This window comes from Paenibacillus sp. FSL R10-2778 (assembly GCF_038593035.1).
Classification (GTDB): Bacteria; Bacillota; Bacilli; order Paenibacillales; family Paenibacillaceae; genus Paenibacillus_AQ; species Paenibacillus_AQ odorifer.
In genome coordinates, this window is the sequence record NZ_CP151956.1 from 2821229 (window position 1) to 2845824 (window position 24596).

Sequence of the window (24596 nt, forward strand, 5' to 3'; positions counted from 1 at the left end):
TGAAAGATTGGATATGACGGGAGGTGCTACACTTGGGTTATCAACAATTCGGAATTAGCCCTCAGTTGGTGGATCGCATCAAGCTGAAGATGAAAAACTCGACTGTGAAGGATCGTATCAAAAGTATGATTGAGGGCATCTCGAAACAGGAGCTGCAGGATCCTGCGGTTGTTCGCAGATTGGTACGAAAAGCGTCAGGTGTATTGAACGAGAAATTGACCTCGACACAGGAAGAACAAATTGTGAAGTTTATCATCGCGCAAAAAATCGATCCGAACAACACCTTTCATTTGATCCGCTTGTGGGGAATGTTCCGTTAAGTAGCGTATTAAATGAAAAGTAGGGGTTGTCCATAGATGTTTTTTTCATCGTATGTGACAGTCTGCAAGCAGCGATCCTCCTATTACTGGAGGATCGCTGCTTTGCGTTTTTGGCCGTAGTTACGGCAAGCTGCAATACGTTTCTATTCTGGACAAACCGATGCCACCGAATCGTGGTCATTCGTCGTCCGATCCCGCCGAATGATGTTCATCCATCGTTTGATGCCACCGAATCATGGTCAACCTTCGTCAGATGCCACTGAATCATAGTCAACAGTTGTCCAATACCGTAGAAATATGATCATTCGCTATCCAATTCCCGCCGAATTATATCTATCCTACGTCTAATACCAGCGAATCATAGTCATCCGCCGTCCGATACCCCGAATCACATTCACCCGCCGTCCGATGCCGTCGAATCATGTTCATCTGCCGTGGGGTACCGCTGAATCATGATCATCCGCTGCGGCTTTCGGACTCCAATGACGTTATTCGCAAATATATCGCCTTTGGAGCAAGGTTTCGGACTCCAGTGCAGTTATTCATAAGAAATAGGCTCATAGTTGGCGTTTTTTGTGCCAATAGGGGCTATGGGGTCCGATAGCATCTGAAATTCAGGATAATTCCGCGTATAAGGTCCGCTGTGTCCGATGCCACCGAATCATGATCATCCGCTGTGGCATTCGGACTCCAATGACGTTATTTGCAAATATATCGCCTTTGGAGCAAGGTTTCGGACCCCAGTGCAGTTATTCATAAGAAATAAGCTCATAGTTGGCGTTTTTTGTGCCAATAGGAGCTATGGGGTCCGATAGCATCCAAAATTCAGGGTAATTTCGCGTATAAGGTCTCCTGTGTCCGATGCCACCGAATTCCATTCATCTGCCGTGAGGTATCGCTGAATGATGTTAATCCATCGTCCGATGCTACCGAATCATGATCATCTGCTGTCCGTTACCACCGAATCTTGTTCATCCACCGTCCGATCCCGCCGAATCATGATCATCCGCTGCGGCTTTCGGACTCCAATGACGTTATTCGCAAATATATCGCCATTGGAGCAAGGTTTCGGACCCCAGTGCAGTTATTCATATGAATTAGACTCATAGTTGGCGTTTTTGGTGCCAATAGGGGCTATGGGGTCCGATAGCATCCAAAATTCAGGATTATTTCGCGTATAAGGTCTCCTAAGTCCGATAGCTGCCTCAATCGCGCAAACATGTTAGATTAAGCGAAGTTTGAGGCCTCACACAAGGAGTTTGAGGCTTCGATCAAGAAGTTTTGGGTCACAAACAAAAAATTGGGATCTTCGCTCAAGAAATTAGGTCTCGCGCAGAAAAATTGGTTGCGATCAAAGGCTAAATTCAAAAAGAAGGGAGCGTTCCAGCCATTTTCATGGCTTAAGGGCGCTCCCTTCTTTTTATTCGTGTAAGCGTGTTTGTCTATGATCTTTAGTGGCTGATCTAAACACAATTTGGCTCTCTGAATCACACTGTAGAACGAGTGCCCGAAGATGCTCTTCTTCCATTCTGTTCGTCAGACAAAACAACGTGCTAACCTCTCCATCTTGCCCTGAACCTTCAGCAATCGCAGCTTCTCGGTTTAGGGAGCTTGCGATTGCTTGCTGAATGTCCAAACATCGGCTGCTGGTAATCCAAGCAGTGCGGGAGTGGGATAATCCCCGTAGTGAGATACGAACACCTTCGAAAGCCAGCAGGTAGGCAATGATAGAATACATTGCTTGCTCCCAACCGAACAATGTACCTGCAAAAAGCAGAATTGCACAGTTCAGGATCATAATAACGACTTCCGTTGACTTTGGAGGTCCGCCGCTCAGCAGAGAATACCCCTGGTCACTGGCTTGTTTATTTACACCGCCGAATCTCACAGATATTCCAATACCTACTCCAAGACAGATGCCTCCTGCCATTGCCGCAGGTAAAGGATCGCTAATCACAGCAGGAAAACGATGCAGCGCAAGAGACGCGATGGTTAGGCAGGTTAATCCCAAAACAGTGTAAAGAGCAAAGCGGAGATTTACTTGTTTTCGCGACATAAATATAAAGGGCAGGTTGAATAGAAATAGAAACAATCCAAGCTGCATTTCAGTAGTATGAGCGAATAATGCGGATAAACCTGTAATCCCGCCGACAACAAGGCCATGTGGCATTAAAAATAATTCCAATCCTACAGCAGCAAGCAATGCGCCGGCAATGACTGTGAAAACTCGGAAGGTAGAGCTTCTTTGTAGCTGTTGACGTTGATTTATTTTGTTCTGCATAGTTTTTCCTCCTTCAACAGGGGAAACGACCTTACTTATTTTCAGTGGCTATGGCAGATTCTTTGGATATTCGTGCATCATGTCGTTTCTCAAAGTTGAATACTTTATCCGTTATTTTACAAATCTATTTAGATTCCTTCGTCAGACAATGTCCAAGGACAACAAGGATCAGCACGTAAATGTCTGCGAATGGCTGCAAATGGTTGCAAATCTCTGCGAAAGGCTGAAAATGGCCGCAAATAGCTGCAAATAGCTGTAAAGGGCCGCGAATGTCTGCGAATGTCTGCGAATGTCTGCGAATGTCTGCGAATGTCTGCGAATGTCTGCGAATGTCTGCGAATGGCTGCGAATGGCTGCAAATGGCTGCAAATAGTGAAGACTAGCCAGCACTCCGCTTTCTTTACCCAAATTGGCTAAAACAATTTAAAGTTTATCCCGTGAGGCTATAGGCATCCAATGATAGATGAAGCATGAAGGCTGTGACCAGCGCAGCGTCCGGCCAGTAAGCCTGCAACGAAGTTGCGCCAATCAGTATAACGATAACTGCTGCAAGGGAGTACCAGAGCGCCTCACCGCCTAAGGTGGGTGGATGTACCTCAGTCTCAAGCTGAAGAAGAAGATGGCACCTAAGAAATAACGAAATAGGATCACGAGCTTTTCAATTCGTCTCACATGTTCGGTTTCAGCGAGGACAAGTCCACTAGTAGTGCGCCAATAACTTCTGTCTGCTAGATGAGTGCTCTCGGAGAATCCGGCAATCAAGAATACTGCTGCGAATATTACTAATGTAAAAGCGCTCCGGAACGGATATCCAGAACATGGTTCAGCCAAGATACTTGCTTTCTTCCAGTGGATGATGAGCAATGCGAGAATGTATAGCCACCGGGAAATCCGCATCTCTATAATTCATGAACCTAAGATTTTTATCAATTGAAGTTCTAAATTCCCTTCAGTCGACATTCATTTAGGGCAGAGGTGAACTTCGTTAGTGGAGTAAAATTAGAAAATGAGACGTGAATTTTAACAGGTACAGCCGCAGTCGAAGCAGGAATTTATAAATCACTGGACGGAACAGTAAAGAAAGTACAGGGAGTATTGCAATTACCGCAAGTGACTTCGCTCCCCACTGTTCAGTTATTTTGATGGCTCCTACCTGAGGGGTTATTTGAGGTGCAATCCTTACGGGAGGTGTAAACTTTCGCTCGTAGCGTTCAATTTCGGATGACGTTGATTCTTGCTCCGTAGTGAATAATCCTCCAGACCAGGCAGGTGGAAAAGAGAACATCATTCCCAGAATTAGGACGATACGAAGAAACCAATGTAGTGATAAATGCGCTATATATTGCACCGAAATTAACACCTCCCAACTGTATGTAGTATAAAAAGCATACCATACCTTTTCCTTTGAATCCAAATTGTTTTGTGAAAAAAATTCATATATAAATGATGAAAACATGAAACCGAACGGGAAAAATGACGTATTTCGCTGCATAGATAACTTTTATTATCTTGTTTCAGTCAGGAGGGATAAATTTGAGCGAATGGCAGGATTTTAACGGTTTTGATGAGCGCAGCTTTTTCGGAAGTTTCATTCATGAGATGCCACTGTTTTTTAAATTATTTGCTTTGCTTTTTCTTGGCTTTTTCGTTTTTATAATTGTTAAATCAGTGAGAATCTGGATGTCCAATAACGCAAGTCCCTTGATAAAAGCAAACTGCACAGCGGTCACCAAACGAACCGAGGTGTGGGGGGGATCCGGTGAATCGAGAGCAAATACTAGTTATTACGTTACGTTTGAGTTTGCCGATGGCTCTCGATTGGAGTTGCAGGTAAGAGATCAGGATTTTGGCCTGATTGTAGAAGGTGACCGAGGCGAACTCCTGTATCAAGGGACTAGGTTTAAAAGCTTCAATCGCGATTTGAAGAAAGAACATCTAAATTTCTAAAAAAGTACATACCATTCAAGAATCACCATGCCTGTTTTGGGTAAAACTCATATGAGAGGTTTTACCAGATCTCAATTCTGGAAGGAGGCTATGGTCTTGAATTCAAATAATTCACAATCGCAAGGGCTGGTACCCTTCCATACACTGAGCGAGGAAGAAGTGCTGAATAGGCTGGAAACTCGGAAAGAGGGTTTATCTTCCGATGAAGCGGCTAAACTTCTGGAGCGATATGGGAAGAATGTACTGCAAGAAGCGAAGACTAAATCGCTATTAGAAAAGTTTATCGAACAATTTAAAAATGTAATGATCTTTATTTTGCTAGTAGCAGCTGTATTGTCAGGAGTTTTGGGGGAATGGACGGATACGATTATTATTTTGCTTGTAGTCATTCTGAACGCGGTGCTTGGAGTTATTCAGGAAAATAAGGCGGAGCAGGCACTCGATGCGCTTAAAAGCATGTCCTCTCCGCATGCCAGAGTAAGACGTTCCGGTCAGGTTACTGAGATAAAAAGTGAAGACCTCGTTCCCGGGGATATCGTATTACTGGAAGCCGGAAATGTAGTTCCGGCGGATATAAGACTTTTGGAAGCCGCATCGTTAAAGACGGAGGAAGCCGCGCTTACAGGAGAATCATTGCCATCAGAAAAGCGGGCCGGTGTGCTTGAAGGCAGCGACATTGTAATCGGTGACCGCACCAATATGGCTTATATGAGCAGCAGTGTTACTTATGGCCGGGCGGTTGGTGTCGTTACAACAACAGGAATGCAGACGGAGGTCGGTAGAATTGCCGGTTATATCTCGGAGGAAGATAATGATGTAACACCGCTGCAAAAAAAGCTGGATGAACTAGGGAAATATTTCACCTTTATTATTCTTGGCGTTTGCGTGATTATCTTTGCCGTTGGGATCTTCGAGGGAAGAGAGCTAATGGATATGCTACTTACCTCGATCTCACTTGCGGTAGCGGCTATCCCGGAAGGGCTGCCAGCAATTGTTACGATCATTCTCGCGCTTGGTGTGCAGCGAATGGCGGGACGAAAAGCGATCATTCGCAAGCTTCCTGCCGTGGAGACACTCGGAAGTACAGAGATTATATGCTCTGATAAGACAGGTACTTTAACATTAAATAAAATGACTGTCGAAAAAGTACATGTCAACGGAAAGACCACTGATTCCAGTGCAGGACTTGAAGGGATTCCTGGTGGTGAGTTATTGCTTCAAGCTATGACGCTTTGTAATGACTCCAGCATTGACGAAGGAAAGACTCCTAGTGAAACTGAAGCAAAAGCTGGAAACAAGGATCCCCAAACCAAGAGCGGAAAAGCAATCATCGGCGATCCGACGGAGACCGCGTTAGTCGATTATGCGCTTAGTATAGGTACTGACAAAAGGGAGCTTGAAAAGAAATATCCACGTAAAAATGAGCTGCCTTTTGACTCTGATCGCAAGCTGATGACAACGATTCATGAGGTAGAAGATGGTCGATATCGTGTGCTGATAAAGGGTGCACCTGATGTACTTTTGTCCAAATGCAGCCATATTTATGTGGATGGAGAAATTGTACCTCTACAAGACGAACATAAGCGGAATATCATGGAGAGTAATAAAATGCTCGCAAATGACGCACTTCGAGTGTTGGCGTTTGCTTTCCGAGATGAGGAGCAGCTGCCGACCGATCTCTCACCAGATACCACGGAGATAGAGTTAGTATTTATTGGTTTGGTTGGTATGATAGACCCGCCGCGTGAGGAAGTACGGGATGCGGTAGCCATCTGCCGTAAAGCGGGAATAAGACCTGTAATGATTACAGGGGATCATCGTGATACAGCAGCGGCTATTGCCAAAAGATTAGGGATTATTGAAGATGAATCAGGTGTATTAACGGGCAGTGAGCTGGATAAATTCAGCGAAGAGGAATTTGCGGAGAAGGTTACCGATTATTCGGTTTATGCACGCGTCTCTCCTGAACACAAGGTGCGTATCGTTAAGGCTTGGCGGCAAAAAGGAAAAATTGTGGCGATGACCGGAGATGGTGTAAATGATGCTCCTGCACTTAAATCATCCGACATCGGTGTGGGCATGGGGATAACTGGAACGGATGTTGCCAAGGGTGTATCAGATATGGTGCTTGCCGACGATAACTTTACGACTATAGTTGTTGCCGTTGAAGAAGGACGGAAAGTTTACAGCAATATCCGCAAAGCAATCCAGTTCCTTCTCTCCGCTAACCTTGGGGAAGTGCTGACATTATTTATTGCCACTATGATTGGTTGGCGTATTCTAGAGCCGATCCATATCCTGTGGATTAATCTCGTTACGGATACTTTACCTGCACTTGCCCTCGGGCTTGAGAAAGCCGGTGAGGATGTAATGGCGAAGAAGCCGCGTAAAGCAAGCAGTAGCATTTTTGCTGGCGGCGTAGGGATCGGGATTATATATCAAGGGATTATAGAAGCGGCACTTACGTTATTCGTGTACCAATGGGCGCATACGCATTACAATGAAGGTATTGCGGTTACAATGGCCTTTGCCACATTAGGATTACTGCAAATTGCCCATGCTTTTAACGTGAGATCCAATAAAAAATCGCTATTCCAGATTGGTTGGTTCAGCAATCGGTATATGTTATGGGCGTCGCTGATCTCTATACTAATGCTTGTGCTTGTGATCATCATCCCGGGCTTAAACGACTGGTTTGGTGTCTCACATTTAAGTGGATTACAGTGGGGAATAGTATGTGCAGCAGCCGTAGCAATTATTGTCATAGTAGAACTTGTAAAGCTGTTTGTCCGGATAAGCGGAAGGGGCAAGAGCTGGGATTAAGAATTTGGTTAAGAGTTGTAGTCAAAAAGCCTGAATCCCTTCAATAGGGATTCAGGCTTTTTGAATGATTTCTTTTAAAGTATGGGAAGCTTATAAAACACGTTGCATGTGGAGGATTACATTACTCCAATAACCTGAGTCGAGGTCACTGATCTGAACTCCGGGTTCACCCCAAGTGTGGATAAACTTTCCGTCTCCAATGTAAATACCGACATGACCAGGTATAGCATCACTTTCAAATCGGCCGGGAACGGTAAAAAAGATAAGATCCCCTACATCCAGTTCGCTTCGACTTACACGAGTACCTAAATTATCTTGATCTTTAGCTAAACGAGGTAAGCTGACACCGAATTTTTTGAAAACATGCCTTGTAAAAGAAGAGCAATCAAATTTTTTGGTTTCTTCATAAGATCCAGCGCCAAAGTCGTAGGGTACACCTAAGAAATTTTTGGCAAAAGCGACTAACTCCTTTTTATCCGCTTCAGAAATACTTTGAATGCGTAAAGATTTAGATTCACTCGTGGATTCGACCGTCGATAATTTTTCGATAGTCTTACGTTCGGACGGTGTAGCAATGTTTATCTCACCCGACTGGGGATTCCAGCCTACTTCTGTTTGCAGAAATTTGGACAAGGCTAAAGGGGTGATATAGATTTGCCCTTCTTGCCGTCTAGGGGCTTGTGGCAGTGTGATTTTTTCCCCAAGTGAGAATACCTGTGGTGAGCCAGGACGCAGCATATACATAACATCGCTATAACCGATTTTAGTGTATCCATCACTAGAACCATCATCTTTCATCCGATATCCGAGCGAAGTAACCGCAGGCTTAAGTGGAATCCAATACTTTCCCTGAGCGTCGGTAATTGCAGATTGTTCATAATAACTGGAGGCATTTGTTCCATCAGGAGTTAGCGCGTTAACCTTAGGTTTTTGCGATTGAGATGAATAACCGCAGGATGAACTCGTTAAAGCGACAGCAAGCAATACAGTAGCGGTGGTTAGTAGTCTTTTGTGATTATTAGCCATTTAACACGCTCCATCTTCAAACTGTAAATTCAGTTTGTGCAGGGCGATTTTTTTTATGTAAAAGAAACGAAGGCAATCGCTGTAAGAGACAACCAAGCATTACCTGTTTTGATGTCATATATTCTTCAGAATTTGAAATCTATGGAAATATGATAAGTGATTGACGGATAAACAACCTCCATATAATATAGGTTTAATAGATTTCTATCATTAATGTGAGGTACGTGTAAGCTTATGCTTTAATGCTTTTATGGATAAAAGTGATAATGCTGAGTCGCTCACCTTGATGTATGCGTTAATAAACTAATGAAATGGGGTACTTTGATGAAAAAGAGAAACATTTTGGCGGGATTAAGCTTATGCTTCATGCTCGTAGCAGCTGGTTGTGGTAACAATAACACTGCGGGAAACGCAGGAAATGCAGCGAATTCCGGTAATTCCCCTACGAATGCAGGAGCAGCAGATTCAAAAACGTACAAAATTGCGATCTCGCAATATGTGGAGCACCCCTCACTCGATGCTACACGTGAAGGAATTCTCGCTGCTTTGAAGGATGCAGGAATCGTTAAAGGTGAGAACCTGAAGGTTGACCTTGAGAATGCTCAGGCTGATCAAGCGAATAACTTGTCCATTGCTCAAAAGATTGCCGCTGACTCTAATGATTTGGTATTGGCAATTGCAACGCCTTCCGCTCAATCAATTGTTCAAGCACTCAGCAAAGCAAGTAAGGATACACCGATTTTATTCGCAGCAGTAACTGACCCACTCGACGCGAAGATTGTCACGGATCTGGAGCATCCAGGTGGCAATGTATCAGGGGTATCGGACACCAATCCCGAAGCGATTAACAGATTAATGCAATTTATAGCTACCCAATTTCCTAACGTGAAAAAGCTGGGCATCGTTATTAATGAAGGTGAACCAAATGCAGTAATTATGGCTGAGATTGCTAAAAAAGAGTTGGATAAACATGGAATCGAGCTAGTGAAGGCTGCCATCACGAATACCTCTGAAGTCAAACAAGCTGCAGAATCACTTGTGGGTCGTGTAGATGCATTCTACATTACTTTGGATAACACAGTCGTAAGTGCAGTGGATACCATTATTCAAACAGCTAATGACAAGAAAATTCCCTTCTTCTCCAGTGACCGTGATACGGTTGAAAAGGGAGCTTTCGCCACCGTTGGTTTTAAATATTTCGATCATGGCTATCAAGTGGGTCAAATGGCCGTGGATATTTTGAAAAATGGTAAAAAGCCAGCTGATATGAAAGTAACCATGCAAGAAAAACTCGATCTCATTCTTAACCTGAAATCTGCAGCAGCGCAAGGCATAGAAGTGACTGATGCAATGAAGGCAGAAGTTGCCGATCAAGCTAACAATATTATTCAATAAGCCATTATATAGGGGGCGATTTCGTGAGAACGCCCCTTTCCGCTCGAAGGAGGAAGTCATCTATGTTAAATTCGATGCTCGGGGCCGTTGAAATGGGACTGCTTTACGCATTTATGGCTTTAGGTGTATACATTACCTTTCGTATTCTTGATTTCCCTGATTTGACTGTAGATGGGAGCTTTACCACTGGTGGTGCCATTGCCGCTGTTATGATTACTAACGGTTATGCACCATGGCTTGCTACCCTGGCCGCTATTGCTGGTGGAATGCTGGCAGGAATGTGTACGGGCCTATTACATACGAAAGGCAAGATTAATGGACTGTTATCCGGGATTTTGATGATGATTGCACTCTATTCCATTAATCTGCGGATATTTGGTGGCAAACCGAACTGGTCTTTAATGGGCGACACTACCTTGTTCACTTCCATTGATCCTCTGCTCGTACTGCCGTTTGTAGTTATTTTTGTGAAAATAGTAATGGATTTATTCCTGCGTACAGATCTTGGACTTGCGCTGCGGGCTACCGGAGATAATGCAAGAATGATCCGTAGTCTGGGTGTGAACACGGATAATACCACTATTCTTGGCGTCAGTTTGTCCAATGGAATGGTGGCGCTCTCGGGGGCGCTAATCACTCAGTATTCTACTTTTGCGGATTCCTCTATGGGTATTGGGATGATTGTAATCGGGTTAGCTTCGGTGATCATCGGTGAAGCCATATTCGGTGCTAAAAATGTATTTCGGGCCACATTGGCTGTTGTGCTCGGATCCATAGTTTACCGGATCGTAGTTGCACTTGCCTTGCGGGTACCGTGGCTGAAAGCTTCGGATCTTAAGCTGATCACAGCAATTATCGTTATTTTCGCTCTTGTATTCCCGTCGATTCAGCGTTTCCTGAAGCAGAAGAATATGGCGCGGAGGCGTTCCGTTGAATTAGCTGAGCAGGCGCTAAGCAGCAAGAGAGGAGGCACCATCGATGCTTAAACTGGAGAACGTATCTAAGCTGTTCAATCCCGGAACACCCGATGAGAAAATAGCGCTGCTCGGCATTGACTTGGAGCTTCTTCCCGGTGATTTTGTCACCATCATTGGAAGTAATGGAGCTGGTAAATCTACGTTGATGAACATTATTTCCGGTGTCATGAAGCCGGATCTGGGTACAGCCAGCATTGAGGGAAATTCAATCAGCCATTTGGCGGAATTTCAACGGAGTCGTTGGATTGGCCGTGTCTTTCAGGACCCAATGGCGGGTACGGCTCCACATATGACGATTGAAGAAAATTTAGCTATGGCTTATAAAAGAGGCAAAAGCAGAGGGTTAACCTTTGGCGTAAATAAAGCTAAAAGAGCTTTGTTTCGCAATGAGCTAAGCCGTCTGGGGATTGGGCTGGAGGATCGCCTGCGGGCAAAAGTAGGGTTGTTGTCAGGGGGAGAGAGACAAGCGCTAAGTCTGCTAATGGCGACCTTTACTCAACCGCAAATTTTACTTTTAGATGAACATACAGCAGCCCTTGACCCTTCTCGTGCGGAGCTGATTACTAAACTGACAGAGTCCATTGTCCGTGAGATGAAGTTAACCACCCTAATGGTTACTCATAACATGGAACAGGCCATTCGTCTTGGCAATCGTCTGATCATGATGGATAAGGGCCGTATTATTTTGGATATCGATGAGGAACGTAAAAAAGATCTTACTGTAGAACGGCTGCTCGGAGAATTCGAGACAATCAGCGGACATAAATTGGCAGATGACCGAATGATGCTTGGCTAGTCAGTTGTAGGTGTGAAGGTAGCTCAATATAAGGGCTTGAAGTGAAGTCTGATTCTGGATTTCATTTCGAGTCCTTTTTTACATAGGAATTTTTTCGCCGAGCCATTATACTATCCTTATCTTTCAGTTCACGTAAATTTACCCAAATGGAACATTATGGTTTATAATGGAATTATAGTGATAATAAATAAAAATTATCATATTTAGGGAGCGGAGAATGCAGATGATTTGGAAAAATGTTAGCGCTTACAGAAGTTCGGGCATTTTCAACAAAATGATACTGATTATTTCCTTTTTACTTCTACTTTCCTTTTTATTCTCTTTGACCGTTTTACAATATGTGTATCGTATCTATGACAAGCAAATTTATGAAAAGGCCTCTGAGGTACTGGGGATGTCCTCCATTAGCATCGAAAATGCCCTAAGAGAATTGGATCAGCTTTCTTTTACAGTGGTGTCTGATGAGCAAATTCAAGAATGCCTGCGCCAATTGCAGAATGATCCACAGCCTTATGAAAGACAAGTTCTACATAACAAGATCATAAACAGGCTGGTTGCTTTTGCAGGGGCAGAGAAATACGTTTATTCCATGATGCTGATGGATACGAGTGGCGGAGTAATGACTGCGGGCAATCGTGAAGGGGTATCACAGGATCTGCAGGATCAGTTAAAGCCGTTAGCTGCGGAAGCTAGCGGGAGTATAGTGTGGTATCCGCAAGGAAACAGAAATTCACTTTTGGCGGTTCGGCAGATTAAATCTTATACAGGGTCAACGTTTACGCTGGATGATCTGGGAACACTCGTGATCCGTATTCGGATCGATCTAATCATTGCGGATAGTACGAGCGATACTGATCAATTAATCGCAGTTGATGCCACGACGGGACAGGCAATCTATCCTGAAGCACCGATTCTTTTGCCAGATGAGCTTAAAGAAGAGACAGAACGTCCGGAGCTATATCGCACGGCCAAATATCAAGAAGGTACTTATTTTATAACCAAGACGAAATCATCTTATATAGATTGGATCTACATCAATGCCACTCCATTTAATGAGATGTTCAAACATATTACTTTTGTCAAAAAGCTGGTCGTCATCATATTCGCACTAATCTTATTAATTGGTCTCCTTTTAGGCTACAGGCTTGCTCGCAGTATTGTACGTCCGATCTCTAAGCTGACCAAAAAAATGAAGCAAATCGAGAAGGGCGATCTGGACAATCTGGAGGAACAGTCATTAGGTGTGGTTTCACAGACTGCGCAGGACGAGGTTAGTCAGCTAAACCGGACTTTTAAAATGATGATCCGCAGGATCAGAGAGCTTATTGATGAGAACTATGCGAAGCAGCTGATTATTAGAGAGACAGAGCTAAAAGCTTTGCAGGCCCAGATTAATCCGCATTTTTTGTACAATACACTGGAATCGATCAACTGGTTAGCCAAAATGAACAAACAAGCCAAAATCTCAGAAATGGTAGAAGCGCTCGGTTACTTGTTCCGCAGCTCTATTGGTCTAAAGGATCCGCTGATTACACTTGAAAAAGAGATCACTATCGTGCGCAATTATGTCATTATCCAGAAAACACGGTTTGATGAGAGGCTTGATTTCCGGATGGATGTATCTGAACATCTGCATGACGCTTTGATTCCGAAGCTGACCTTGCAGCCTTTAATCGAAAATGCTATCCGCTATGCACTAGAGCCTAATATTGAACCGTGTACCATTTCTATAACAGTTAGTGAAGATGAGCAGGGGCTCGATATCAGAGTCAGTGATAATGGACCGGGAATGAGCGCTGAATTTATCAAAGATTTGCAGATGGGAAGAGTTAAGACCCGTGGAGAAGGCATCGGCTTAGCTAATATCGCGGAACGGATTCAAATCGTCTTCGGTCCTGAATGGGGCACTTCCATAGAAAGTGAACCGGGTCAAGGAACAACTATACATGTGCGTATACCTTACTTAAAAGGAGTGCTAGAGAATGTATAAACTGCTGCTGGTGGATGATGAACGCTTGATTCTGGAAGGGATATCGCAGGTTGTGGACTGGGGACGAGCGGGAACAGAGCTTGTAGGCACGGCGTGGAACGGGATTGAGGCTTTGGTGAAAATAGAGGAGCTTAACCCTGAAATAGTGATTACGGATATTTCTATGCCTGGTTTAGATGGTTTGGGACTGGTGCAAAAATGCAGTGAACGATTTCCAGACGTGAAATTCGTTATGCTGACTGGTTATAAGGATTTTGATTATGCTTGTATTGCTATGCAGAACGGGGTTAAACATTATCTTTTAAAGCCGTGCAATGAGAATCAGATCCATGATGCACTGGTTGAGCTGGTAGCGGAGCTCGATGAACAGAAGAGCCGGGGCGAATTCGTAAATAGCATGAAACAACGTCTTCAGAAGGTATTGCCCCATGTGAAAGAACAATTTTTGAAGGAATGGATCTCTAACAAAACTTATGGAAGTCAGGATCTAGAGTACTATCAGGAATTATTCGGCATTGAACTCAATGACAAAACGGTACGCTTGCTCCTGTTCCGGCTGGAAGGTTCTTACGAATATGAGCAATTGTTCGCTCTGCAAAATATTGCCCAGGACGTACTTCAGGAAACACTCCTGAGTGCGACGATAGGCGGTCATTTATTAATATTACTGGAAGACGAAGGAAATACGGTGCAGAATAGCCCCTTGCTTAAACGTATCGCTGAAGTAAGAGAGGTCTTCTGCAAGTTTTATAAAATGGATGTGACAATCGCGATTAGTGATGCTGACCTTATGATTCATTCCCGGAGATTGTATCGTCAGACCTTGCAGTGCCTGAACCATCGTTTTTATTTGGAGGCGGGCGGTTTGATTACCGGGAGTGATATCCCAAGTGATGAGCTAAGTGGAAGAAATGATATCGAGCTAGATGAAGAGCATATTTGTCTACTAATCAAGTCAGGTGACCAAAATACGGTAGAGCTGGAATTGGAACGATTATTCAACTTGCTCGCGGATGAACGGTTAGATATTAACGTGACGCGTTCATATGTTTTACAGTTATATTCCGCTATGATTCGTTTAGCAGTCCCTGATGAAAGAAATAGCTTCACATCGGGCTTGGCGGAGCTTGCCGAAATTAGAACCTTGGGAGGTTTAAAAGCATACGTCAAAGAGGCAGCGGTTCGCTTAACAGCGATGTATGACCGACATTTTAGTTCCCGGCAATCGCTGATTGTAGACAAAATGTTCAAAATTATCGCAGAGGATTACAAGAATGCAGAGCTGTCGCTTAGCTCGGTCGCTGCTGAAATGTTATATATGAATCCCGACTATCTAGGCAAAATATTCAAGAAAATTACCGGAGAGAAATTCTCGAATTACGTAACCAATTACCGGATTGCTAAAGCATCGGAGCATATTTTGAGAAGTGGGGATGTAAGAGTATTTGAGCTGGCTGAAATGTTCGGCTTCGGTGGAAATGCACAATATTTCAGCCAGGTATTTAAAAAAGTAACCGGCCAGACCCCTACAGATTTCATGAAACCCCCTCAAGCGAACTGATTATTGAACAAACAAGACGGTTTTTTGTATTCAATAATCACGGAATATTTGAGAAAATTTAACCAATGAAAGCGCTACCTAAAGGGATCAGAGCCTTTACACTATCATAGGAAAAGGGGACATGAAATTGAAAAAGAGATTCGCTTTACTAGCCGTACCATTATTGCTGTCGTCGATGTTAGCTGGTTGCGGTGGAGGTAACAACAATAACAATGCTGCTGCTACGGATTCCGCTACAAATACTCCTTCGGAGACGAAACCTGCGGCCACGACCTCAGCAGAACCAGTAACCCTGCGTATCGCATGGTGGGGTGGAGATACAAGACATTCTTATACACAACAAGTTATTGATATGTATGAAGCCAAATATCCGAATGTAACCATTGAGCCTGAATATGCATCCTTTGATGATTACTGGAAAAAGCTTGCTCCGCAAGCTGCTGCAAATAGACTTCCTGATATCGTTCAAATGGATATTTCCTATATTAATCAATATGGATCTAACGGACAGCTTGAAGATTTGAAACCTTATTTGAACTCTCAGATTCAAGTCGGCGATGTGAATGAGAACGTGCTGAGTACTGGAGTGATCGGTGAGAAGCAATACGGAATTCCGTTAGGGGTTAACGTACTTGGTTTTCAATATGATCCAGAATTGCTGAAAAAGGCAGGTGTTGATTCTATCCCAGAGAACTGGACTTGGGATCAATACAAGGAAATCGCCGCGAAAGCTAAGTCGGCTGGACTGTATATGGACGGTTCCATGGCAGCAGACGTGTTCTTCAACTATTATCTGCGTACAAAAGGGCTGGCACTCTATAACAATGATGGTTCCGCACTTGGCTATGAGGACGATGCGTTGTTCACTGACTTTTTCGGAATGTTGTCTGGTTTGATTAAAGATGGAGCGGTCCCATCACAAGACAAACTGAGCCAAAATAAAGGGGTTATTGAAGAGTCGGATATTGTTAAAGGGACAGGTATCGGTGTATGGCAATGGTCGAACCAATACGTTGCTTTGCAAATCGCTGTAAATCGTCCTATGGAGCTGGCACAAATGCCTGGTCCAGATATGGATAAAGGGCTTTACATGCAGCCAAGTATGTACTGGTCAATTACTTCTAACTCTAAAGTGAAGGAAGAAGCAGCGAAGTTCGTTGATTTCTGGATTAATGATGTGGAAGCTAACAACCTGATCAAAGGCGAACGCGGAGTACCGATTTCAAGCAAAATCAAAGAATCTGTAGCTACACAATTAACTGATTCCGGTAAGCAAGTATTTAAGTTTGTTGCTGACATGGAGCCTACTACTTCACCTATGAGTCCACCGGTAGGTTCCCCAGAGGTTGTAGCCCTGCTTACAGACCTTGCTGAACAAATGAACTTCGGAAAAATCGACCCAGCAGCAGCAGCAGCACAGTTCCGAAAAGAAGCGAACTCTATTCTCTCCAGCCGTTAATCGTAGGGTAACAGATAACTATACTGCGTCTCACATGGGAAACGGCATGCCATTTCGCTAGGCGGCATCCCGTTTCCCATATTATTCACATAAAAAGGAGTTGGAGACCCTTGGCATTAACGAATCCCCTACCTTCGAATCCATTGGCTGTTAAGAAAAAGAACCTCACCGGCCGGCGGTTACGAAGCAACCTTACAGGATATGCCTTCATCAGTCCGTTCGTCATTGGCTTCCTTTGCTTCACACTGATCCCGATGATCATTTCGCTGTATCTTTCTTTTACCAAATACAATTTATTCGCTCCACCTAAGTGGATTGGATTTGATAATTACATCAAAATGTTCTCAAATGACCCGAAATATTTGCATTCACTAAAGGTAACGCTGCTTTACGTATTTATCGGTGTGCCTTTACGTCTAACCTTCGCATTATTTGTGGCCATGATTCTAAATACGAAATCACGTATGGTAGGAGCCTATCGGACAACTTATTATTTACCTTCTATTATAGGGGGTAGTGTGGCGGTCTCCATCATGTGGCGTAATATTTTTAGTGATACTGGAATTATTAACGGCATGCTTGGCTTTTTCGGAATTGGACCGGTAAGTTGGTTTGGCAATCCGAACGCTGCGCTTATCATGTTGATAACTCTATCTGTGTGGCAGTTTGGCTCATCCATGTTGATCTTTCTGGCAGGTCTTAAAAATATTCCTGGTGAAATGTATGAGGCAGCTAGTGTAGATGGAGCCGGATTCTTCAGAAAGTTCTTCAAGATTACTATGCCACTCTTAAGTTCAGTGATTCTGTTTAATCTAGTTATGCAGACGATCAGCGCATTCATGACCTTTGTTCCAGCTTATATTATCTCTAAAGGTGAAGGCGGACCTATGGACGGCACTATGTTGTATTCTCTCTATTTATTCCGTCAGGCCTTTATGTTTAATAATATGGGTTATGCTTCGGCTATGGCTTGGGTAATGTTGTTGCTTGTCGGCATCATGACCGGAATCTTGTTCAAGACATCCAAATCGTGGGTCTTCTACGAGTCGGAAGGAGGAAAATAATCCATGGCGAAAATTAAACTGAAATGGCCGCTTTATCACATCCTTATAGGTGGCCTCGCTATCGTTATGCTGTATCCGATTCTGTGGATGATCATGAGTTCTTTTAAAGAGAGCCGGCTTGTGTTTGTTACAGCGCAGCACCTTATACCTGATCCATGGGAATGGGGGAACTATGCTAAAGGCTGGGAAGGTATTGCAGGTTACTCCTTTGGTGTCTTCATCAAGAACTCTTTTGTAATTGTTATTGTCGCAACACTGGGCGCAGTCATTTCATCTTCACTGGTTGCCTTTGGTTTTGCCCGCAATAAATTTGTAGGCCATGGCTTATGGTTCGGAATCATGATGATGACCCTGATGCTTCCTTCCGATGTGGTGCTCGTCCCTCAATACATTATCTATGCCAAATTGGAATGGCTCGACAGTATCAAACCGATCGTTGTTCCACAGTTCTTCGGTGTCCCGTTTTTCATTTTCCTAATGCTGCAGTTTATTCGGACCATACCTGTTGAACTTGATGAAGCGGCTACCATCGATGGTTGTGGGAAATTTGGACTTTATTTCAGAATTATACTTCCACTCATTCGTCCTTCTATGGCTACTGCGGCGATCTTCTCCTTCTATTGGCGCTGGGAAGACCTGCTTGGACCGGTATTGTACTTGAACTCACCTTCTAAATATACAGTTTCGATGGGGCTGAAAATGTTCCTGGACAGTGAGTCCGTATCCAACTGGGGTCCAATGTTCGCCATGTCTGTTCTAAGTTTGGCACCAGTCATGATTATCTTCTTTATCTTCCAAAAGCAGATTGTAGAAGGAATCAGCACCAGTGGTTTGAAAGGTTGATTTCAGCAAACGAATATAAATGTTTTAAATCTCTAATTAAGAAAGGTGCGGCTGAATTTGGATAGCTATCGTTTTGATTTTGGGATTAAGGAAGCTGAGCCTGGCTACACCAAAATTCGGCCGGACACATCTTATTCTAAGGAAATAGGGTATGGTTTCACTTCTGATTCCTCCGTCTTTGGTCGTTTCAGAGGGGGAACAGATATACTGCGAAGCGATTGCTGCATCCCACAGAAAGCAGTTTTTCTTCTGGATCTCCCGAATGGGATCTACCGTGTTACGCTGCTGTTGGGTGATGCTCTGGCAGATACCAGCACATTTATCAAAGCTGGAGAAGGCAAGTTCGTATTGGACACGCTAAATGTGCCTGCGGGCCAATATTTGCGCGAATCCTTTGCAATTAGGGTTAAGGATGGGCAGCTAAAGCTATCGTTCTCGGGTGCGGCACCGCGTATTAACGCCTTGGACATTCAGATGGACAATGAAGCGCTAGTCTTATTTCTGGCGGGAGATTCCACGGTGACCGATCAAGGGGAAGAAGGTTACCCCTATGCGGGGTGGGGCCAACTGCTGCCACGCTGCTTCAAAGCCGGAATAGCTGTAGATAACCGAGCACTTTCTGGACGCAGTTCCAAGAGTTTTATTGAGGAAGGGCATTTGGAGGGCATTGCCGCAGATATCAGACCTAGAGATTATCTGTTCCTCCAGTTTGGACATAATGATTCCAAAACTGATGATTTAAGACATACCGAGCCCTTTACTACATATAAAGAACATTTGCTCCGGTTGATTACAGTCGCCCGAGAAGCGGGGGCCTATCCGGTTCTTGTGAGCTCTGTACATCGGCGAAGATTTGATAGTGAAGAAGCAATTGTAGACACGCATGGAGATTATTTAATCGCCATGCGGGAACTCGCAGATACCGAGCAGGTTCCACTGATTGATTTAGCCGAGAAGAGCCGCAAGCTCTTTGAAGCTTATGGCTCAGAGGGCTCAAAAGATTTATTCATGTGGAGCTATCCAGGAGAATTTATTGCGCATCCAGGTGGGGTGCAGGATAATACACATTTTCAGATTTTAGGGGCTCGTCTTCTAGCTGAGCTTATAGTGGAAGGGATCCGGGAAGTTGGATTAAACGATCTCATCATTCATCTTCGTCAGGGAGAATAATAATCCTAAAGGAAAAGTAAATATCTGTCGGTTCAACTTCTGTATGCAAGGTTAAGGTTAAGGAAAGAACTTAACTGGAAGACTTGCATGATAAGAAGGAGGATATCACGATATGGCAGATAAAAAGCTTGTAGGTAAGGTTGCAGTTGTAACCGGAGGCGGCTCAGGAATTGGCCGGGCAACCGTGCTTGAGTTCGCACGTAACGGAGCCAAAGTTGTATTATTGGACAGAACTGTAGAGAACGCTGAAAAGGTTAGACAGCAAGTGGAGAAAGAGGGCGGAGAAGCCCTAGTTATCGAATGTGATGTTGCTGAACCACCACAAGTGGAAGCGGCGATAAATAAGGCGGCCGCGAAATGGGGTCGTCTTGATGTTGTTTTTGCCAACGCAGGGATTAATGGGGCGATGACGCCTATTGAAACGATGGATATTGAAGCTTGGGATCAGACCATTCATATTAACCTGCGTGGAACCTTCGCGACTGTTAAATATGCGATACCGCATCTAAAAGAAAGCGGAGGCAGCATCCTGATCAACAGCTCCATTAACGGAAATCGTGTATTTTCTAATGTTGGTTTTTCTGCTTACAGTACGACAAAGGCAGGACAGGTTGCTTTTATGAAAATGGCGGCACTGGAACTGGCTCAATTTCAAATCCGCGTAAATGCGATCTGTCCTGGGGCTATAAAGACCAATATAGATGACAACACTTTTCCATCAGAGGATCTGAAAGAAGTGAAAATCCCAGTAGAATTTCCTGAGGGAGATCAACCGTTGGAAGAAGGTCCGGGGCGACCTGATCAAGTAGCGAAGCTGGCGCTGTTTCTGGCGTCTGAAGATTCAGATCATATTACGGGGACGGAAATTTATTGTGACGGTGCAGAGTCGCTTCTGCATGGTTAGTTTTTCAACATAATCTTGGCCTCTCATAACGGATTCCATCCTCGTCGCTATGCCGGACCACACGGGTCGAAAGAGCATATGCGCTGAGGATGGTTATGCCGTTTTTTGTTGTAAAATAAAGCTAATCATTATCTCCAATTTCCGTTATAATGGAGTATCTCTGGAGAAAGGAGATTGCGATATGGATTTTCAATTGGAATCATTAATGAAGTTACTAGTGGCCATGCTGTTCGGGCTGTTCATCGGGATTGACCGACAGATCAAGCAGAAACCGCTGGGGATACGGACCAGTATGGTCATAAGCATTGCGAGCTGTCTTGTCACAGTGGTGTCTATCCATGCCTTTGATAAGTTCGCAGGACCAGAGCATCCCAACATGGACCCAATGCGGCTTGCGGCTCAGATTGTCAGCGGGATTGGTTTTTTGGGTGCGGGTGTTATTCTGCGTAGAGGCGGAGATGCCATTTCGGGCCTTACTTCGGCAGCACTCATCTGGACAGCTTCTGGAATTGGTATAGCTGTGGGTGCGGGATTCTATATTGAGGCAGCATATGCGGTTATTCTGCTGATGTTTGCTGTGAATTTAGTTCCTCATTTAATCCGTTCGCTAGGACCAGAAGTACTGAATAAACATGAAGTTTCAGTGAGGATCATTATGGAAGCTAATTTTGTGCTTACAGAAGTGATCCAAAAAATCGAGCGGCCTCAGGTCAGCTCGCAGCGTAGTACTAGAGGTCCATCCCGAGCGATTCGAAGAATGAAAATTAAAGATTTGGAAGATGGCAGACAAATGATCGATATGGTGATCTCAGCACCGGATCGGGATTACGCAACAGAAATCTATTACGATGTGAAGAAAATTGAACATGTAATGAGCGTAGAAGTGGAGCAATTGTAAAAAGAGCATGTCACCTCATGACTAGATGTGGTAATCTATCAAGTGGAGACAATTATCAGACACTGGAAGGGAGAACAATATATTATGTCAATCACAGCGTATGAAGGACAATATGAAGGAGAAGCAGCTATCTGGTTGAAAGCCGGTCGTTATGAGGCAGCTATTCTGCCAGGCATTGGCGGCAACCTGATCTGTTTCCGTGATACCGAAAACGGATATCGCTTCCTGCATGAGCCTGGAGCTGAAGAAATGGAAGCCTTCAAGGCAAGTCCGGGGATTCACGGAATTCCTGTATTATTTCCTCCAAATCGTTATGAGGATGGTAAATTTCCATGGAATGGTCAAACTTATCAATTCCCAGTAAATGAAGTTGCAACGGGCAACCATTTACACGGATTTTTACATACTGCAGCTTGGGAAGTCGAAGAATATGGCAGCGGTAAGACTGAAAGCTTCGTAACCGTATTCATCAAGGTGGATGAGAATCATCCTTCTTATCAGTATTTGCCACATAAGTATACGATCAAATTGCGTTATACCCTCGGCGAAGGAGGATTATCTCAACAGGTGTTGGTGCACAATGATGGAGAAGATGTGATGCCTTGCTTGCTGGCATTCCACACTGCCATTAACGCACCTTTCGCACCAGGAAGCACGGCACAAGATTACCGCGTAAAAGCTACTATTGGCGAGCGATGGGAGCTCAACGACCGCATGCTGCCAACAGGCAAATTCCAGGCGTTGGAGCCAGGAGAAGTTCAGCTTCGTGAAGAAGGTGTGAATCCATATTTTGCATCGATGGACAATCACTACACGGCTGTACCTCAGAACGGACGCAACCGGATGGAGCTTACCGATAGCAAAGCTGGAGTAACCTTGGTGTACGATGTAGGGACTTCGTACAAACAATGGATGATCTGGAATAATGGTGCTACAGAACAGTTCTTCTGCCCTGAACCACAAATTAACTTGGTAAATGCGCCAATGGTAGATCTTCCTGCTGATGAAATCGGCTTGTTCAGCCTGAAACCAGGCGAATATTGGGAAGAAAGCAGCCGCCTGTACGTAAAATAGAGTTCAGTTGACATGAATAGGTTATAAAGAAGGGGCTGTCTCAAACGTAGTTTCTCTACGATTAGACAGCCCCTTAAATTTATCTTTTACTAATAATCTCTTCATTAATCTGTTCAATGATGTCTTGGATACTCTTCGAACCAAGATCACCTTCACCACGTTTTCTTACAGAGACAGTGTCGGAATTTTTTTCGTTCTCTCCAAGTACGAGCATGTAAGGTGCTTTTTCAAGCTGAGCTTCACGAATTTTGTAGCCTAACTTCTCATTTCGGATATCTACTTCGACACGAATGCCAGCCTTCTCCATGTGATGCTTCACTTGCAGTGCATAGTCAACATAGTTCTCAGAGACTGGCAATAACTTCGCATGAACAGGTGCGAGCCACAGTGGGAAAGCTCCAGCGAAATGTTCAGTAATAATCCCCATAAAACGATCGATCGACCCATAAACAGCGCGATGGATTACGACCGGGCGATGTTTAAGATTATCTTCCCCGATGTAAGTAAGATCGAATTTCTCTGGCATTTGCCAATCTAGTTGGATTGTTCCACATTGCCAGCTTCGTTTTAGCGCATCTAAGATATGGAAATCAATCTTAGGTCCATAGAACGCGCCATCCCCTTCATTCACACGATATTCGATCCCGAGATTGTCTAATACATTTTGTAAAGATTGTTCAGCCTGATCCCATAATTCTTCAGATCCCATATAATCTGCCGGCCGAGTAGATAATTCAATCTTATACTCAAAGCCGAACACTTGATAAATATGGTCAATCAGTGAGATTACCCGTCTTATTTCATCCTCAATTTGCTCTGGCAAAACGAAGAGGTGAGCATCATCCTGGCAGAAAGTGCGGACTCTCATCATCCCGTTCAGTGCTCCGGAATATTCATGGCGATGCACTTGACCGAATTCCGAGATACGGATAGGCAGTTCCCGGTAGGAATGCAGATTATTTTTGAAAATTAGCATATGCCCAGGGCAGTTCATCGGCTTAAGGGCAAATTTTGTTTCATCTACATCTGTGAAATACATATTGTCCTTGTAGTGATCCCAGTGTCCTGACTGCTCCCAAAGCCGATTGTTCATCATCAGCGGTGTGCGAACTTCATCGTAATCTCTCTGTCTTTGTAATTCCCGGGCAAAGTTCTCAAGCTCTGTACGGATTGTCATTCCCTTGGGAAGATAGAAGGGCATGCCTGGCGCTTCTTCAGAGAACATGAACAACTCAAGTTCTTTGCCGAGCTTACGGTGGTCACGTTTTTTAGCTTCTTCAAGAAACAGTAAATGTTCCTCTAACTGCGCTTTTTTAGGAAAGGCAGTTCCATAAATACGTTGCAGCATTTTGTTATTGGAATCTCCACGCCAGTAGGCACCCGCTACATTCAACAGCTTAAAGGCTTTGACCAAGCCAGTAGAGGGAAGATGTGGCCCACGGCAAAGATCGGAGAATTCACCTTGATCATAAATAGTTAATACTGTGTCTTCCGGCAGATCATGAATAAGCTCCAGCTTTAAAGGCTCATTTAGCTCTTCAAAAAGTTTAATGGCCTCTGCGCGGCTCACCACACGGCGGACAATCTGGTGATTCTCTTGGATGATTTTCGCCATTTCTTGTTCGATTGCAGCAAGATCATCAGTGGATAGAGGTTTCTCAATATCAATGTCATAGTAGAAGCCGTCTTCGATAACAGGACCTATGCCTAGCTGGACAGCTTTATCTCCATATATACGTTTTATGGCCTGCGCCATGATATGTGCAGTACTGTGTCTATAAACCTCAAGACCGTCTTTGCTATCCAACGTAACAATATCGAGCCGGCAATCATGTTCGATCGCTTGGTTTAGATCAACAGATTTTCCATCAATTTTTCCAGCTACAGCATTTTTTTTCAGACTGGTACTTATGGCACCTGCTGCTTCTTTAATCGTTGTTCCTTGCAGTACCTCTCTAATTGTTCCATCTTGCAGTGTTACCTTGATCTTCATGATTTTAGCCTCCATTTCTCAAATATTGTTAGTTGTGAACGCAAAAAAACGCATCTCTCCCAGAAAGGGACGAGT

General features: G+C 44.1%; 19 protein-coding genes. 15 read left to right on the plus strand and 4 right to left on the minus strand.

Annotated features, from left to right (window positions below; genetic code table 11):
• Positions 1 to 32: 32 nt before the first annotated feature.
• Positions 33 to 320 (plus strand): stage VI sporulation protein F, encoded by a 288-nt coding sequence (locus NST40_RS12350; RefSeq protein WP_036686212.1) that lies wholly within the window; start codon positions 33 to 35, stop codon positions 318 to 320.
• A gap of 1420 nt (positions 321 to 1740) precedes the next feature.
• Here the strand turns inward: NST40_RS12350 and NST40_RS12355 are convergent.
• Both NST40_RS12355 and NST40_RS12360 read right to left on the minus strand, forming a co-directional pair.
• On the minus strand, positions 1741 to 2601 hold the full coding sequence (locus tag NST40_RS12355; protein ID WP_076275851.1) for a YitT family protein: 861 nt from the start codon (positions 2599 to 2601) through the stop codon (positions 1741 to 1743).
• Between the two features lie 985 nt (positions 2602 to 3586).
• Positions 3587 to 3949, minus strand: a complete 363-nt coding sequence (locus NST40_RS12360) for a hypothetical protein (protein WP_342410728.1) — start codon at positions 3947 to 3949, stop codon at positions 3587 to 3589.
• A 185-nt stretch (positions 3950 to 4134) separates the two neighbouring features.
• Between NST40_RS12360 and NST40_RS12365 the strand changes: the two genes are divergently transcribed.
• The gene (locus tag NST40_RS12365) at positions 4135 to 4548 is read left to right on the plus strand and encodes a DUF2500 domain-containing protein (protein ID WP_235219531.1); all 414 of its coding nucleotides are present in this window, start codon (positions 4135 to 4137) and stop codon (positions 4546 to 4548) included.
• Positions 4549 to 4674: 126 nt separating this feature from the next.
• Positions 4675 to 7371, plus strand: coding sequence for a calcium-translocating P-type ATPase, SERCA-type (locus NST40_RS12370; protein ID WP_342410898.1), 2697 nt, complete (start codon positions 4675 to 4677; stop codon positions 7369 to 7371).
• Positions 7372 to 7461: 90 nt separating this feature from the next.
• Here the strand turns inward: NST40_RS12370 and NST40_RS12375 are convergent, their stop codons facing one another.
• Entirely contained in the window at positions 7462 to 8397 is a 936-nt protein-coding gene (locus NST40_RS12375; RefSeq protein WP_076125886.1) for an NlpC/P60 family protein, read from the minus strand.
• 324 nt (positions 8398 to 8721) lie between these two features.
• On the opposite strand from NST40_RS12375, the gene NST40_RS12380 reads away from it, so the two are divergent.
• From NST40_RS12380 to NST40_RS12435, 12 genes are all read left to right on the plus strand, one after another.
• Positions 8722 to 9792, plus strand: coding sequence for an ABC transporter substrate-binding protein (locus tag NST40_RS12380; RefSeq protein ID WP_342410729.1), 1071 nt, complete (start codon positions 8722 to 8724; stop codon positions 9790 to 9792).
• A gap of 62 nt (positions 9793 to 9854) precedes the next feature.
• Positions 9855 to 10778: an ABC transporter permease gene (locus NST40_RS12385; protein ID WP_036686219.1), complete on the plus strand. Its 924-nt coding sequence runs from the start codon at positions 9855 to 9857 to the stop codon at positions 10776 to 10778.
• Positions 10771 to 11565 carry an ABC transporter ATP-binding protein gene (locus tag NST40_RS12390; RefSeq protein WP_076125889.1) on the plus strand — a complete coding sequence of 265 codons (795 nt, stop codon included), beginning with the start codon at positions 10771 to 10773 and terminating at the stop codon, positions 11563 to 11565. Before NST40_RS12385 ends, NST40_RS12390 begins: the two co-directional genes overlap by 8 nt.
• Before the next feature lie 223 nt (positions 11566 to 11788).
• On the plus strand, positions 11789 to 13555 hold the full coding sequence (locus tag NST40_RS12395; protein ID WP_342410730.1) for a sensor histidine kinase: 1767 nt from the start codon (positions 11789 to 11791) through the stop codon (positions 13553 to 13555).
• Positions 13548 to 15116 (plus strand): response regulator, encoded by a 1569-nt coding sequence (locus NST40_RS12400; RefSeq protein ID WP_341002227.1) that lies wholly within the window; start codon positions 13548 to 13550, stop codon positions 15114 to 15116. Before NST40_RS12395 ends, NST40_RS12400 begins: the two co-directional genes overlap by 8 nt.
• A gap of 121 nt (positions 15117 to 15237) precedes the next feature.
• Positions 15238 to 16575: an extracellular solute-binding protein gene (locus tag NST40_RS12405; protein ID WP_036686225.1), complete on the plus strand. Its 1338-nt coding sequence runs from the start codon at positions 15238 to 15240 to the stop codon at positions 16573 to 16575.
• Between the two features lie 143 nt (positions 16576 to 16718).
• Positions 16719 to 17639 (plus strand): sugar ABC transporter permease, encoded by a 921-nt coding sequence (locus tag NST40_RS12410; RefSeq protein WP_076105030.1) that lies wholly within the window; start codon positions 16719 to 16721, stop codon positions 17637 to 17639.
• A 3-nt stretch (positions 17640 to 17642) separates the two neighbouring features.
• Positions 17643 to 18482: a carbohydrate ABC transporter permease gene (locus NST40_RS12415; protein WP_038570347.1), complete on the plus strand. Its 840-nt coding sequence runs from the start codon at positions 17643 to 17645 to the stop codon at positions 18480 to 18482.
• A 57-nt stretch (positions 18483 to 18539) separates the two neighbouring features.
• Entirely contained in the window at positions 18540 to 19652 is a 1113-nt protein-coding gene (locus tag NST40_RS12420) for a rhamnogalacturonan acetylesterase (RefSeq protein WP_076217717.1), read from the plus strand.
• Positions 19653 to 19764: 112 nt separating this feature from the next.
• The gene (locus tag NST40_RS12425) at positions 19765 to 20556 is read left to right on the plus strand and encodes an SDR family NAD(P)-dependent oxidoreductase (RefSeq protein WP_076105002.1); all 792 of its coding nucleotides are present in this window, start codon (positions 19765 to 19767) and stop codon (positions 20554 to 20556) included.
• Positions 20557 to 20737: 181 nt separating this feature from the next.
• Positions 20738 to 21454, plus strand: coding sequence for an MgtC/SapB family protein (locus NST40_RS12430; RefSeq protein WP_036686231.1), 717 nt, complete (start codon positions 20738 to 20740; stop codon positions 21452 to 21454).
• An 84-nt stretch (positions 21455 to 21538) separates the two neighbouring features.
• The gene (locus NST40_RS12435) at positions 21539 to 22528 is read left to right on the plus strand and encodes an aldose 1-epimerase (protein WP_076275846.1); all 990 of its coding nucleotides are present in this window, start codon (positions 21539 to 21541) and stop codon (positions 22526 to 22528) included.
• Positions 22529 to 22607: 79 nt separating this feature from the next.
• Here NST40_RS12435 and thrS read toward each other — a convergent pair whose 3' ends face one another.
• Entirely contained in the window at positions 22608 to 24521 is a 1914-nt protein-coding gene (thrS, locus tag NST40_RS12440; RefSeq protein ID WP_076125897.1) for a threonine--tRNA ligase, read from the minus strand.
• Positions 24522 to 24596 lie beyond the last annotated feature (75 nt).